This window comes from Thalassospira marina, from assembly GCF_002844375.1.
In the GTDB taxonomy this organism is placed as follows: domain Bacteria; phylum Pseudomonadota; class Alphaproteobacteria; order Rhodospirillales; family Thalassospiraceae; genus Thalassospira; species Thalassospira marina.
Map to the genome: position 1 here is coordinate 4,085,224 of NZ_CP024199.1, position 14,114 is coordinate 4,099,337.

Here is a 14,114-nt window from a genome sequence, read left to right on the forward strand (position 1 = left end):
AAGACCCCGCCCGGCAACGGCCAATAACAGGACCATGCCGGTATAACCGGGATAAGGCCGGATCGCTAAATAGCCGGGGGAAAACCGCCAGACCCGCAACAGGCTGGGCCTGGCAGCATTTAAAACAGATCAGGCCAGCAAACCCGGCAGGATCGACCAAAGGACCCGTGCGGCGATTGCCAGAAACAGAACGGCAATCAACCGTTCAATGATGCCGGAATTCCGCCGCAACCAGGGCAGGACCGCCCCGTGCGAAAACCCGATGGCAACCAGGCAATACCATGCGCAATCAATGCCTGCTGCGGTCAGGGCCAGCCAGATTTTGGCGGTCCAATCGGCATCGGCAGATACGAACTGGCTGAACAGGGCGAGGAAAAACAGCGCGATTTTGGGATTCAAAAACGCAATCATGAAGCCATCGCGCGCGGCATGGCCCATATTGTCGCTGGTGGCAGTACCGGTGTTATCGCCTTCAAACCGGGCAGAGCTGCCCGCACCGCGCCATGCCTTGATCGCCAGCCACGCCAGATAAAGCGCGCCCAGGATGCTGACGGCTTCGCGAAAGACCGGCATGGTCTGAAAAAGCACGCCCAGCCCGGCCATGGTGATAACAGCGTAAAAACCAACCCCGGCCCCATGCGCCAGCGCACAGGCAAAACCCGCCTGGCGCGATTGCCCGACAGAATGGCGCAAAACCACGGCAAGGCTTGGCCCTGGCGTCATGGCCCCCAAAATACAAATGGTGGCAACCGACAGCCACGCAGCGAAAGTCATAACGTTTCCCCGGCATTTTTAATGATCCAACAGATAAGCCAGAAAGCTATCTGCCCCGGCAACCGGTTTCAACGCAAATGACAACTATCAGAGGTATAGGGCGCCCCTGCCCTGCCGGGAAAAACAGCGCATCTTATGCCATTGGATCGTGCGAAAACCCGGCAGGTAAACGAAATGGTCCGCTGCCTTTAAATTGATGTTCGCAATGCCGCCTCCCGCACGGCGGCAATGATCGTGCGGGTTACATCCTGTCTCGTGCCAGCAGACAGGCCAGTCCTGCTATCGCAGGTCTTCGCGATTGGCCTCACACCTTGCTGCCGTCGATCGCGTTTTCCTGTATCCGGCAAATACCCCGCAGGGGCGCAACGGCAGATCATCAAGCATATGCGGACTGAACCGGGCAAGGGGATCGCCGGTTAACGGATCATCGTGATGATCATGATCATCATGATCATCACTAGCCACAGGCTTCGGGGTGGTCTTGGTGGCAAACAGATTCCAGAACATTTTGACCTCGCCTTTAGCATTGCTAAAACAGAATTTTCAGCAGTGCGTTTTTTCTTTACAGAATGGCGATTATTCTGAACCCTAATGACAATCATTCAATTCAGACATTCTCGGCAGGCTTTAGAAAACCTAAACATGGCACATTCCCCGCTTCCCCCGCTCAACAGCCTGCGCGCCGCCGAGGCCATTGGCCGCCTGGGCACCCTGCAAAAGGCCGCAGCAGAACTGAATGTTACGGCAGGTGCTATCAGCCAGCAGATAAAGACGCTGGAACAGTTTTTGGGAATCGGCCTGTTTGATCGCACGGAAAAGGGCATGGTCCCGACGGCAGCGGGGGCGCGATTACTGCCGGGTTTAAGCACCGGGTTTGCCCATATCCGGGGTGGGGTAGATGCCGCACTGGAACGTGATGACAATGTTTTAACTGTTACAAGCGGGGTGGTTTTTGCCGGTAAATGGCTGGTCCCGCGCCTTGGCCGGTTTCGTGAGCGCCATCCCGGAATTGATATTCGCCTTTCAACCGATAACCACCTGACCGCCTTTGACCATGATGATGTTGATCTGGGCATTCGGTTTGGCCGGGGGGATTGGCCCGGTGTCCGCGCCATCAAATTGCTTGATCAGCAAATCCTGCCGGTTTGTGCACCCTCGCTGGCCGAGCGGTTCAAAAAACCCGGTGACATTGCCCGCGGCCCGCGCATTGTGGATGCGCAAAGCATGTTTGTCTGGCAGGACTGGCTGGATATTGCCGGGGTCAACCACCCGATTGAAGGCACGGAAATTCGTTATTCTGATGCCTATCTGGCGCTGGAGGGGGCAATGGCCGGGCATGGTGCCATGCTGGGATGGCCCGTTGTCGTGCAGGATGCCCTTAAAAACGGTGATCTGATCGAACCCTTTAACATCTGCGCACCAACACCGTTCGCCTATTGGCTGGTATCGTCGGAACGCCGCTGGAACCGGCCCCTGGTACGCCAGTTTCGCGACTGGATCATGGAAGAAATGCTTCTTTTCCAGAAATGATCCCTTGCTTGACGGCGCAGCAAAAACCAACCTGCAACCCGCAAAACACAGCCGGCAATGAAACTTCGGGTTTTAATTGCAATTGAAGTCAATCGCCGCAACCAAACCGGGAAAATCCTTAAAAAACCGGGATTTTGCGCCACATTTCGCCCTAACTGCGCCCTATCAACCGCACAAATCCAGTTCAAATTTCCATACAGACAGAACTGCAGGGCGAATTCCCGCGTATCTTACAGGACCGAAAACACGCCAGGCATGCACAGGTATGCCGTTTCATCAGGTCCAATGGTGCATCCTCTGCGGTTTTAATAAACACGGCCGAGCCTTTGGTACGGCCAAAACAAATCTGGTTTGGACAGCAAACACGCGGGGGATCCACGGGAAAATGGACCCATCCGCCAAGAAGGAAAGCCGAAAAAATGGCGAAAAACCATATTCGTTTCGCAATCGGAATACTTGCGCTTGGATTTAGCGGCGTTGTCGCCGCCCCGGCCAAAGCCGACCCGCCATCCTGGGCCCCGGCGCATGGTGCGCGTGCCAAACATGGCAATGGCGGCCATCATAACAAGGGGCACGATTTTGGCTCTGGCGGGTATGGCGACCTGTTTCTGCCCAATGGCAACTTTCTGCAATGCAACCGCGATGTGATCGGTTCCATTCTGGGCGGTGTTGCCGGTGGTGCGGCCGGTTCGACCATTGGTAAAGGCGATGGCAAATTGCTGGCCACCATTGGCGGGGCCATTTTCGGGGTGCTGGCGGGCAATGCCATTGGTTCGAGCATGGATGCCACCGATTCGGCCTGCGGTGGCTATGCGCTTGACCGCCTGCCCGACGGGCGCACCGCAATCTGGACCAATCCCGATTCGAACCAGCAATACGGCATTACACCGGTCAAAACCTTTCAGAATGCGGATGACCAGTACTGCCGTGAATATAGCGCATCGGTCAAAATCAACGGCGCGCTTCAGAAAACCTATGGAACAGCCTGCCTGCAGCCCGATGGCTCCTGGCGCATCCTTTCCTGAGGTTTTTACCAGAATATCTGAATCAAACCGGCCACAAACAACGTGTAGACCGGTTTGATTCACCCTTTTAGGTTGAAATTTTCCCCGGACAATCAATGCCATAGCTGCAATTGAGTGACTTTGAAGTAAAACAATTTACCTTTACGTCACTTTGCGCTACATTACGGCAATAAGAACACAAAAACAAAATCAACAAACGTCCAGGGAGGATTTCGTGGATAACAGCATCCTCGAAGCCGTAGAAGCCAGACTGCCCCAGTTGCGCGGTCTGAATGCCGTTGTCGCCTTTGATTGCGGCAATGATGGCAGCATAGTTGTCGATGCTACCGGGCCGGAACCGGAAATTAGCGATGACGATCCATCGGATGCGGACTGCATTCTCAAAATCTCCCAGGCTAATCTGCAAAAACTGATCACTGGCAAACTTGATCCCATGCTCGCTTTCACGCTGGGCAAGCTCAAGGTTAAGGGATCAATGGGTATCGCGGCCAAGCTTTCTTCGATGCTTGACTGATACCGCACGTTCATTTTTCGGGATCGGGGGATTTGAATGCCACAAGCAACACTGCGCCGGATTTCACTTGCGATATCAACCTTGGGTTTATTTTCCTTTTGCGCATCGCAAGCACTGGCCGACCAGACACTGAATTACAAGGTTTTCAAGGATGGCGAGCCGATTGGCTCCGAACAGGTGATCCTTAGTGACACCAGCGACGGGCAAACCGCCCGCGTTGTTACCGAAACATCGGTAAAGGTCCTGTTTCTCAAATTCCATTATCATCATGACCGGACAGAAACCTGGAAGGGCGACGCCCTGGTTTCCGTAAAGGCCGAAACCGATGATGATGGCACCCCCTATCAATGGCTGGCGGAATATGAAGGCAACTGCTTTGAAGTTGCCGGCAAAGGCGTGCCGCGCCGCGAACAGTGCGACGATGCCTGGCCACTGACCCTTTGGCGCGAAGACGTCACCAGCAAAACCAGCCTCTATAGCGTAATTGACGCCGCACCTTACAAGGTGTCGGTCGCCAAGGCTGTCGATAACACACTTGAAATCGACGGCCAGACCGTCCCCGCGACGCATTATGTCATGACCGGGGATGTCACCCGTGACCTTTGGTACGACAAAGACGGCAAGCTGCTCAAAACCAGCTTCAAGAAAAAGGGCTACGACATCGATTTTATCAGGGTCGATGCACAATAAGGCCAAAAGACAGGGCAAAAGCCCGCATTAACAATTCGTTTCTAGGGAGAAACAAATGAAAAAGACGTTGAACAGGGCCGGCCTTGGCGCGGCAATTTCTGCTGGTGCGTTCATGGCTGCCCTGACGATGGGCGGGCAGGCACAGGCCTCTGGCTATCAGCTTCGCGAAGTCAGCGGCACTTTGCAGGGATCATCCTTTGCCGGAATGTCGACTTCCTCACTGGATGCCTCGACCATTTTCTATAACCCGGCAAATATCGGCCAGTTTGATCACAGCACCTACAGTGTTGGCGGAACGCTGGTCATGCCGAAATCAACCCTGAAAAATGCCACCGCAACCGCACCATTTGGCCAGAACGTCTCGCGGACCGACTATGGGGACATGGCGCAAGATGCATTTATCCCCAATGCCCATGCGGTATGGAAACTGAACGACAACCTTAATATGGGTATATCCATAACCGCCCCTTGGGGCCTTGTCACAGATTATGACAATGACTTTGCCGGGCGCTTCTTTGGCACGACATCCGATATTAAAACCACCAACGTCAAACCGGCCTTTGCCTATCGTTTTGACAACGGCCTTTCGCTGGGTGCTGGCCTGCAAATTCAATATATGGATGCGCGCCTGTCAAAGGCTGTCGTCACAGGTGCCGGCACCGAAGCCGCCTCGGATGTGCAGGGTGATGACCTGGCACTGGGCTGGTCTGCCGGGATGAACTGGGAAGTTGTCCCCGGGACCCGTATCGGGGCCAGTTACACATCCGAAGTCACCCAGCATTTGGAAGGTGATATCAAATTCGGATCGACGGCTGCCTATAACGACCAATCTGCCAAAGCCGAAGTCACTACCCCTGAATTCGTTACATTTGGCATTGCTCAGGATATTGGCGAAAAATGGACCGTGATGGCGGATGCCCAGTGGACAAACTGGACGGCGCTTAAAAACCTGACATTCAATTACGGTGGCAATATCTCCAACCTTGGTGGCGCAGTCACCTCGACGTCTGAATATTATAACTGGAGCAGTGCATGGTTCGGCAGCCTTGGTGCACGGTATCAGTATGACGAAAACTGGGCCTTCACCGGCGGCCTTGCATATGATCAGACACCGGTTAAGACCGAACATCGCACTGTGCGTTTGCCGGACTCAGACCGGTATTGGGTGTCTCTTGGCACGTCTTACAAGGTCAATAGCTGGGCTGACGTAAGCCTGGGCTATACGCATATTTTCGGCAAAGAAGCCCATGTCAATCTGCGTGATAGTTCTGGCAACACATTCTCCGGCGATTACGAATCCTCGGTCGATATCATCGCCCTGCAGGCGAAGTTCCAGTTCTGATTTGCCTCCCTCCGGCACGGGCGTTGTCGCAAGACACGTCACGTGCCGGGTTTTTTTGCCTTCTGAGTGACGTTAACGTAATGGAGTTAACGCGGATGATCCAAATGAGTCTTCAACAAACATCCACCGTTGCCCCCGGTGTTGATCTGGAATCGCCAATAAAACCGCGGCTGGTGCATGACATTTTTGATGATGCCGCCCGCCTGTTTGCCAAACGGCCCTGTGTTGATTTTCTGGGCCGGGTTTACGATTACAGCGAAATCGCCGATCAGATCGACAAAGTCGCCGAAGGGTTCCGGCAATTGGGCGTCCGCAAGGGGGATAAGGTTGGCCTGTGCCTGCCCAATACGCCGTATTACATCGTTTGTTACTATGCCGTATTGAAATGCGGCGGCGTGGTTGTCAATTTCAACCCGCTTTATGCCAAACGCGAAATCGCCTATCAGATCAATGATTCCGGCATCCGGATCATGGTGACGCTTAATCTGAAACAGATTTACCCCAAGGTCGCTGCCTGCCTGGATGAAACCAGCCTGCGCCGGATTGTCATTTGCGAAATGAGCGACATCCTGCCTGCCGTAAAAAGCGTGCTGTTTTCGCTGTTCAAACGCAGCGAACTGGCCGATGTGCCCCATGATTTGCGCAACATCCCCTATTCCCGGCTGGCCAACTGCCCGCCCCTGCAAAAACCTGCCAGCACAACCCCCGATGACCTTGCCGTATTGCAATATACCGGTGGCACCACGGGCCGGCCCAAAGGGGCCATGCTGACCCACGCCAATCTGAGCGCCAATGTCGAACAATTGACGCGCTGGATGCCCAATGCCCGACCGGGCCAGGAAGTTACCTTATGTGTTTTGCCGTTTTTCCACGTCTTTGCGATGACGGTGGCGCTCAACACATCTATCAATCTTGGGGCAGAACTGGTGTTGCAGCCGCGTTTTGAACTTGAAGCGCTGTTAAAGGCACTGGAAAAGAAGAAAATCACCATCTTCCCCGGTGTGCCGACCATCTATACCGCCATCAATAATTCGCACGAAACGATGAAATACGACCTTTCATCCATTCGCTGCTGTATTTCGGGCGGGGCCCCCCTGCCTGTTGAAGTCAAACACCAGTTTGAAGACCTGTCAGGCGCCAAGCTGGTTGAGGGGTACGGCCTGTCCGAAGCAAGCCCGGTTTGCACCTGTAATCCGCTGCATGGCGAAAACCGCGAAGGGTCCATCGGCATCCCCATGCCGGGATGCGAAGTCGATATCCGCTCGCTTGAAGATCGCAACCGCCCCCTGCCCGATGGTGAGAAAGGCGAACTTTTTGTTCGTGGCCCGCAGGTTATGACCGGCTACTGGCAAAACGCCGATGAAACAGCAGCCTGCATGAAAGATGGCTGGCTGGCCACTGGCGATGTCGGCTATCGCGACCGCGACGGGTATCTGTTCCTGGTGGACCGTTTGAAGGACGTGATTATGTGTGGCGGTTACAATGTGTATCCCCGCGCCATCGAAGAAGCCCTTTATCTGCACCCGGAAATTGCCGAAGTCACGGTGATTGGCGTGCCGGATTCCTATCGCGGGCAGGCCCCCAAGGCCTTTGTCCGCCTGAAAGACGATGCCAACCGCGAAACTGTAACCCCCGAAGCCTTGCGCGCCTTTCTGGAAGACAAGATTTCACGCATCGAAATGCCCCGCGAAATCGAACTGCGCGATGAACTGCCCAAAACCATGGTCGGCAAGCTTTCGAAAAAAGAGCTGATCGATGAAGAACGCCTGAAAACCACCGGGCACCTGTAAGGGCCCGGAAAAGCGGCTGTGTGACGGAAAAGAAAAATCAAAATGACGTTAACGTAAACTTGTTGACGTATAGATAAAATAATGTACCAATAGGGTCAGAAAATGACTAACCTCGACAACCGAATCTACACCGTCCCAGAACTGGCAAAGGATTTGGGTGTCACCCCGCGAACCATCCGGTTCTATGAGCAAAAAGGGCTGGTATCCCCGCAGCGTGCCGGCAGCACCCGGGTTTACACCCGGTCCGATCGGGCAAGGATGCTGATCATTTTGCGGGGCAAGCGATTGGGGTTCAGCCTGCGCGAGATCGCCGATTACCTGGATCTTTACGCAGCAGACCCCACCCAGAGCGAACAGATCAGGATGCTTCTGGGCCGGGTTCGCCAACGGATGAAGGATTTGACCGAACAGCGCCAGGCGCTGGATGTCACACTCGAAGAATTACGCGATATCGAACAACAATCGATTGATGCACTTAAAGAAAAAGGACTCGATCCGGAAGCGGAATGAAACCGCGCCCGATCGCAGAAAAGCTCAGGAAGGAAGATCCGCTATGACCAACGCTGTAATCGCCGGATATGCCCGGTCCCCCTTCACCCCGGCGCGCAAGGGTGCGCTGGCAAAGGTTCGCCCCGATGATCTGGCAGCACAAGTCGTCAAAGGGCTGGTGGCGCGTTCGGGCATTGACCCCAATGCCATCGAAGACCTGATTTTGGGCTGTGCCTTTCCCGAGGGCGAACAGGGCCTTAACGTTGCCCGCCTGATCACGTTTCTGGCCGGGCTGCCGCGTTCGGTTGGCGGGGTAACGGTTAACCGTTTCTGCGGTTCTTCCATGCAATCGATTCACCAGGCTGCCGGGGCAATTGCCATTGGTGCGGGTGATGCCTTTATCTGTGCAGGCATCGAAAGCATGACCCGCGTTCCCATGATGGGCTTTAACCCGCTGCCGAACCCGGCCCTGTATAAAGAAATGCCCGAAGCCTATATCGGCATGGGTGATACCGCCGAAAACGTTGCCAAGAAATGGAACCTGTCGCGCGCCGATCAGGAAGCCTTTGCGGTAGAAAGCCACAAACGCGCTGCCAGCGCCCAGAAAGCCGGTAAATTCAGCGACGAAATCATTCCCATCACCACCCCTGATGGCACGGTTGACCAGGATGGCTGCATCCGTGCAGACACAACGGCAGAAGGCCTTGCCGATCTGAAGCCCGCCTTCCGTGCCGATGGCGTGGTTACGGCCGGTACGTCCTCGCCATTGACCGATGGGGCATCCGCGGTTCTGGTCTGTTCCGAAGAATTTGCCAAGGCCAATGGCCTGACCCCGCTTGCGCGGATCAAATCTGTCGCCATTGACGGCTGCCTGCCTGAAATCATGGGTATCGGCCCGGTTGGTGCCAGCAAAAAGGCCCTGAAACGCGCTGGCATTACCGCAGCCGACCTTGGTGTTGTTGAACTTAACGAAGCCTTTTCATCCCAGGCGATGGCATCAATTTCCGAACTGGGCCTTGATCCCAAAACCGTCAATATCGACGGTGGCGCGATTGCCATTGGTCACCCGCTGGGCGCGACTGGCGCACGCATTGTTGGCAAGGCCGCAGCCCTGATGAAACGCGAAGGTGCGAAATATGCGCTTGCATCGCAATGCATTGGTGGCGGCCAGGGGATCGCGACGGTTCTGGAGGCAATGTAATGGCTGAAATCAAACAGGTCGCCGTTATTGGCGCCGGTGTTATGGGGGCATCCATTGCCGCCCATATCGCCAATTCGGGAACGCCGGTTCTGCTGCTTGATATCGTGCCGGAAGGGGCCAAAAACCGCAATGCGGTGGCCGAGGGTGCGGTCGCAAAAATGCTGAAAACCGACCCGGCCCCCTTTATGAACAAGCGGGCGGCAAAGCTGATCACATGCGGCAACATCGACGATGATATGGGCAAACTCGCCGATTGCGACTGGATCGTCGAAGCCGTCATCGAACGCCTTGATATCAAGCAGAATCTGTATCGCAAGATTGATGCAGTCCGCAAAGCAGGCTCGGTCGTGTCCTCGAACACATCGACCATTCCGCTGGCAACCCTGATTGAGGGGATGCCCGCCAGCTTTGCCAGTGATTTCATCATCACCCATTTCTTTAACCCGCCGCGTTATATGCGCCTTCTGGAACTGGTTTCCAGCGGTGAAACCAGCGATGGCGTGGTTGATATGGTTGCGGCCTTTGCCGATGAAAAACTGGGTAAAACCTGCGTTGTCTGCCATGACAAACCCGGTTTCATTGCCAACCGCCTGGGCGTTTACTGGATTCAGGCCGCCATGGTCGAAGCCATGGATGCCAAATTGACCGTTGAAGAGGCTGACAGCGTTATTGGCCGCCCGTTTGGCATTCCCAAAACCGGGGTATTTGGCCTGATGGACCTGGTCGGGTTGGATTTGATGCCCCATGTGCAGTCCAGCATGGCGGGTGCCCTACCAAAATCGGACCCGTTCCACGCCATTTACCGGGAATCCGAACTGGTTTCAAAACTGATTGCCGATGGCTATACCGGCCGCAAGGGCAAGGGTGGTTTTTACCGTATCAACCGTGCTGATGGTGGCAAGGTCAAGGAATCGGTCAATCTCGAAACGGGTGAATTTGCCAAATCCGAAAAGGCCCGCCTTGAAAGCGTAAAGGCCGCAGGTAAAAACCCGCGCAGCCTGATGCAAAGTGCGGATAAGGGCGGCAAATATGGCCGCGCCGTTATGGCAAAAACCCTGGCCTATGCGGCCTTCATTGCCGAAGAAGCCGCACAGAATATCGTCGATGTCGATGATGCCATGAAGCTTGGCTATAACTGGAAAACCGGCCCGTTCGAGTTGATTGACACCATTGGGGTTGATGCCCTGATCGCCATGCTGAAAGAAGACGGTATCGATGTGCCGCCGCTTCTGGAACGTGCTACTGGCAAAACATTCTACAAGGTCGAAAACGGCACCCTGCATTATCTGGGCTTTGATGGCAGCTATCAGGCTGTTACCCGCCCCGAAGGCGTGTTGCTGCTTGAAGATATCAAACGCAAATCCGAACGTATTCTGGGTAATGGCTCTGCATCGCTTTGGGATATTGGCGATGGCGCGGTTTGCCTTGAATTCCATACCAAGATGAATGCGCTGGATGGCGAGGTCATGGCGATTATCAAATCGTCCATTCGCACCATCAAGAAACAGTACAAGGCGCTGGTCATTTACAATGAAGGCAGCAATTTCTCGGCCGGGGCCAATCTGGGCCTGGCGCTGTTTGCGGCCAATATTGCCGTCTGGCCGGAAATTGAAAATCTGGTTGAAACCGGGCAGATGACGTACAAGGCGCTGAAATACGCCCCCTTCCCGGTTGTGGCAGCACCCAGCGGGCTGGCACTGGGCGGTGGGTGTGAAATTGTGCTGCATGCCGATGCCGTACAGGCGCACGGGGAAACCTATATCGGGCTGGTGGAACCCGGTGTTGGCCTGGTCCCGGCCTGGGGCGGTTGCAAGGAAATGATCCGCCGCTGGCACGAAAACCCCAAATTCCCCAAAGGCCCGATGAGCGCAAGTGCCAAGGCATTTGAAATCATCAGTGTTGCGACCGTGGCGAAATCCGCCCACGAGGCCAAGGAAAACCTGTTCCTGCGCCCCGATGACGGCATCACCATGAACCGCAACCGCCTGCTGTTTGATGCCAAAAAACGTGCACTGGCAATGGTTGAAGGGTACGAGCCACCAGAAGAAATGGTCTATCGCCTGCCTGGCGAAAGCGCACGGGTTGCCTTTGAAATGGCGGTCGACGGTTTTTACCGCCTGGGCAAAGCAACCGATTATGACCGCGTGGTTGCCGGTGAACTGGCAACTGTTCTGGCCGGGGGTGATACCGATGTCACCGTCGAACTTTCCGAAGACGACATGCTTGAACTTGAACGTGAAAGCTTCATGCGTCTGGCCCGCAACCCCGGCACGCTGGCGCGCATCGAAACGATGCTGCTGACCGGCAAACCGCTGCGGAATTAAAGGACAGAAAAATGGCTGAATTTAAAGCACCCCTGCGCGATATGCGTTTCGTCCTGACCGAACTGTTTGATTACAACGACATCAACCAGCTTCCCGGTTGCGAGGATTTCACCCCTGACGTGGTTGACGCCGTTCTGGAAGAAGCCGCCAAGGTCTGCGAGGAAGTTCTTTATCCCATCAATCGCAGTGGCGACGAGGAAGGCTGCCATTGGGATGACGGTGTTGTTACGGCCCCGAAAGGATTTAAGGAAGCCTATAAAACCTTTGCCGAAGGTGGCTGGACGGGCATTGCCTGTGACCCCGCCTATGGCGGCCAGGGCGCGCCCAAGACCCTGAATGCGCTGGTCGAAGAAATGATCTGTTCGACCAACCTTTCCTTTGGGATGTATCCGGGCCTGTCATTTGGTGCCTATGCCGCATTGCATAGCCATGCATCGGACGAGCTGAAGGACAAATACCTGCCCAAGATCGTTGAAGGTACATGGTCGGGCACCATGTGCCTGACGGAACCCCATTGCGGCACCGACCTTGGCATTATCCGCACCAAGGCCGAACCGCGCGATGATGGCAGCTATGCCATTACCGGCACCAAAATTTTCATTTCTGCGGGTGAACATGACCTGACGGAAAACATCATTCATCTGGTGCTGGCAAAGCTGCCTGATGCGCCAAAGGGCACCAAGGGCATCAGCCTGTTTGTTGTTCCTAAATTCATGGTCAATGACGATGGCAGCCTGGGCGATCGCAACAGCCTGAAATGCGGTTCGATCGAACATAAAATGGGCATCAAGGCATCATCAACCTGTGTGATGAACTTTGATGGTGCCATTGGCTGGCTGGTGGGCGAACCGCACCAGGGCATGCCCGCCATGTTCACCATGATGAACCAGGAACGCCTTTCGGTGGGTATTCAGGGCCTTGGCCTTGGCGAAGCGGCCTATCAGGGGGCTGCGGCCTATGCCCGTGACCGCCTGCAGGGCCGTTCCCTGACCGGGCCGAAAAGCCCGAACAAGGAAGCCGACAGCCTGCTGGTCCACCCCGATGTGCGGCGCATGCTGTTAACCCAGCGCGCCTGTAACGAAGGGTCCCGCGCCATGGGTATTTGGGTGGCACGCGCACTTGATACCATGAAATATCATGACGATGCCCAAACCCGCGAAGAAGCCGACGAATTTGTGCAATTGATGACCCCCATCGTCAAAGCCCTGTTTACCGATTGGGGGTTTGATACCGCCAATATCGGCATGCAGGTTTTTGGCGGGCATGGCTATATCCGCGAATGGGGCATGGAACAATATGTCCGTGATGCCCGCATCGCCCAGATTTACGAAGGCACAAACGGCATTCAGGCCCTGGACCTTGTTGGTCGTAAAATGGGGGCAAAGGCCGGGCGTTACCTGCGCCGTTTCTTCCACCCGGTGCAGGATTACATTGAAAACCATGTCAGCGACGATGGTTTGGGCGATTTTGTCCAGCCGCTGGCAAAGGCATTTATGCGCCTGCAACAGGCAACCGCCGAAATCGCCCAGCGCGGTTTGAAAAATCCCGACGAAGCCGGGGCTGCGGCAACCGAATATCTGCGCCTGTTTGGCCTGGTGGCAGTTGGTTTCATGTGGGTGCGCATGGCGGAAATCGCCCTTAAAAAACAGGATGATGACGCCGAAGGTTTCTATCGCGCCAAGCTGGTAACGGCACGGTTCTATATGGAACGCATCCTGCCGCAAACGGGTGCGCTGTTTTCATCGATCATGGCGGGTTCCAAAACCATGATGGCCATGGATGAAGACGCCTTCTAATTTATTCCGGGTTCGCAACTGCCCCTTAACCTGCTGATTTCTTTGTAAACGGAGCATTCGATGAATTTGATCTTTCGCTTGATCCGGATTTTGGTTCTGGGATGGTTGCGGCCTTCGATGCATCCAATGGACCCGTCGGTTGTGGCGTTTCGCGCCTGGCCGACGGACCTGGATATCAATATGCATATGACCAATTCACGCTATTACGCGCTGATGGATCTGGGCCGTACCGAGCTGATCCTGCGGACTGGCATTATCGGGCTGGTCATGAAACATAAATGGAAGCCGGTGGTTTCGGTTTCGACGATGCGTTTTAAACGCGCCATCAAACCGTTTCAGCGGTTCCACCTCGAAACCCAGGCGCTTTATTGGGACGAACAGGGTTTTTACCTTGAACAACGCTTTGTCGCCGATGGCAAAACACTGGCCCTGGCCGTGGTGAAGGCGGTTTTTGTTGGCCGTGGCGGCGTTATTCGCCCCGGCCATATTTGCGATGAACTGGGGTTAAATGACCCATCCCCCGATGTCCCGGCATGGCTTAGCGGCTGGCCCGATATCGAAAGTGCCATTGAACAGCGGCTGGGCGCCATTTAGGCCCCCGTCCCCAACAAAACACGATCCCATATCAAAGAAGGCCCG

Annotated in this window: 13 protein-coding genes; 12 read left to right on the top strand and 1 reads right to left on the bottom strand. The window is 55.1% G+C overall.

Going from position 1 to position 14,114, the window contains the following annotated elements:
* Positions 1–129 precede the first annotated feature (129 nt).
* The gene (locus tag CSC3H3_RS18550; RefSeq protein WP_101268916.1) at positions 130–774 is read right to left on the bottom strand and encodes a LysE family translocator; all 645 of its coding nucleotides are present in this window, start codon (positions 772–774) and stop codon (positions 130–132) included.
* Positions 775–1,206: 432 nt separating this feature from the next.
* Between CSC3H3_RS18550 and CSC3H3_RS24725 the strand changes: the two genes are divergently transcribed.
* The 12 genes from CSC3H3_RS24725 to CSC3H3_RS18610 all read left to right on the top strand — a co-directional run bounded on the left by CSC3H3_RS24725 (position 1,207) and on the right by CSC3H3_RS18610 (position 14,069).
* Positions 1,207–1,359, top strand: coding sequence for a hypothetical protein (locus CSC3H3_RS24725; RefSeq protein ID WP_157831953.1), 153 nt, complete (start codon positions 1,207–1,209; stop codon positions 1,357–1,359).
* Between the two features lie 57 nt (positions 1,360–1,416).
* Positions 1,417–2,304, top strand: a complete 888-nt coding sequence (locus CSC3H3_RS18560; RefSeq protein ID WP_165791888.1) for a LysR substrate-binding domain-containing protein — start codon at positions 1,417–1,419, stop codon at positions 2,302–2,304.
* A 419-nt stretch (positions 2,305–2,723) separates the two neighbouring features.
* Positions 2,724–3,329, top strand: a complete 606-nt coding sequence (locus CSC3H3_RS18565) for an RT0821/Lpp0805 family surface protein (RefSeq protein ID WP_101268910.1) — start codon at positions 2,724–2,726, stop codon at positions 3,327–3,329.
* Between the two features lie 214 nt (positions 3,330–3,543).
* The gene (locus CSC3H3_RS18570) at positions 3,544–3,843 is read left to right on the top strand and encodes an SCP2 sterol-binding domain-containing protein (protein ID WP_101268908.1); all 300 of its coding nucleotides are present in this window, start codon (positions 3,544–3,546) and stop codon (positions 3,841–3,843) included.
* Between the two features lie 36 nt (positions 3,844–3,879).
* Complete coding sequence (locus CSC3H3_RS18575; protein WP_101285787.1) at positions 3,880–4,533, top strand: DUF6134 family protein; 654 nt, start codon at positions 3,880–3,882, stop codon at positions 4,531–4,533.
* Positions 4,534–4,588: 55 nt separating this feature from the next.
* Positions 4,589–5,875, top strand: coding sequence for an OmpP1/FadL family transporter (locus tag CSC3H3_RS18580; protein WP_101285788.1), 1,287 nt, complete (start codon positions 4,589–4,591; stop codon positions 5,873–5,875).
* A 104-nt stretch (positions 5,876–5,979) separates the two neighbouring features.
* Positions 5,980–7,665: a long-chain-fatty-acid--CoA ligase gene (locus tag CSC3H3_RS18585; RefSeq protein WP_425444968.1), complete on the top strand. Its 1,686-nt coding sequence runs from the start codon at positions 5,980–5,982 to the stop codon at positions 7,663–7,665.
* Positions 7,666–7,767: 102 nt separating this feature from the next.
* The gene (locus CSC3H3_RS18590; RefSeq protein ID WP_101285790.1) at positions 7,768–8,175 is read left to right on the top strand and encodes a MerR family transcriptional regulator; all 408 of its coding nucleotides are present in this window, start codon (positions 7,768–7,770) and stop codon (positions 8,173–8,175) included.
* A 43-nt stretch (positions 8,176–8,218) separates the two neighbouring features.
* Positions 8,219–9,355 carry a thiolase family protein gene (locus tag CSC3H3_RS18595; protein WP_101285791.1) on the top strand — a complete coding sequence of 379 codons (1,137 nt, stop codon included), beginning with the start codon at positions 8,219–8,221 and terminating at the stop codon, positions 9,353–9,355.
* Complete coding sequence (locus CSC3H3_RS18600; RefSeq protein WP_101285792.1) at positions 9,355–11,679, top strand: 3-hydroxyacyl-CoA dehydrogenase/enoyl-CoA hydratase family protein; 2,325 nt, start codon at positions 9,355–9,357, stop codon at positions 11,677–11,679. Before CSC3H3_RS18595 ends, CSC3H3_RS18600 begins: the two co-directional genes overlap by 1 nt.
* An 11-nt stretch (positions 11,680–11,690) precedes the next feature.
* Complete coding sequence (locus tag CSC3H3_RS18605) at positions 11,691–13,475, top strand: acyl-CoA dehydrogenase C-terminal domain-containing protein (RefSeq protein WP_101285793.1); 1,785 nt, start codon at positions 11,691–11,693, stop codon at positions 13,473–13,475.
* 60 nt (positions 13,476–13,535) lie between these two features.
* A complete protein-coding gene (locus CSC3H3_RS18610) occupies positions 13,536–14,069 on the top strand; it encodes a thioesterase family protein (RefSeq protein ID WP_101268893.1) in 534 nt (177 codons plus the stop codon).
* The last annotated feature ends 45 nt before the right edge of the window (positions 14,070–14,114 follow it).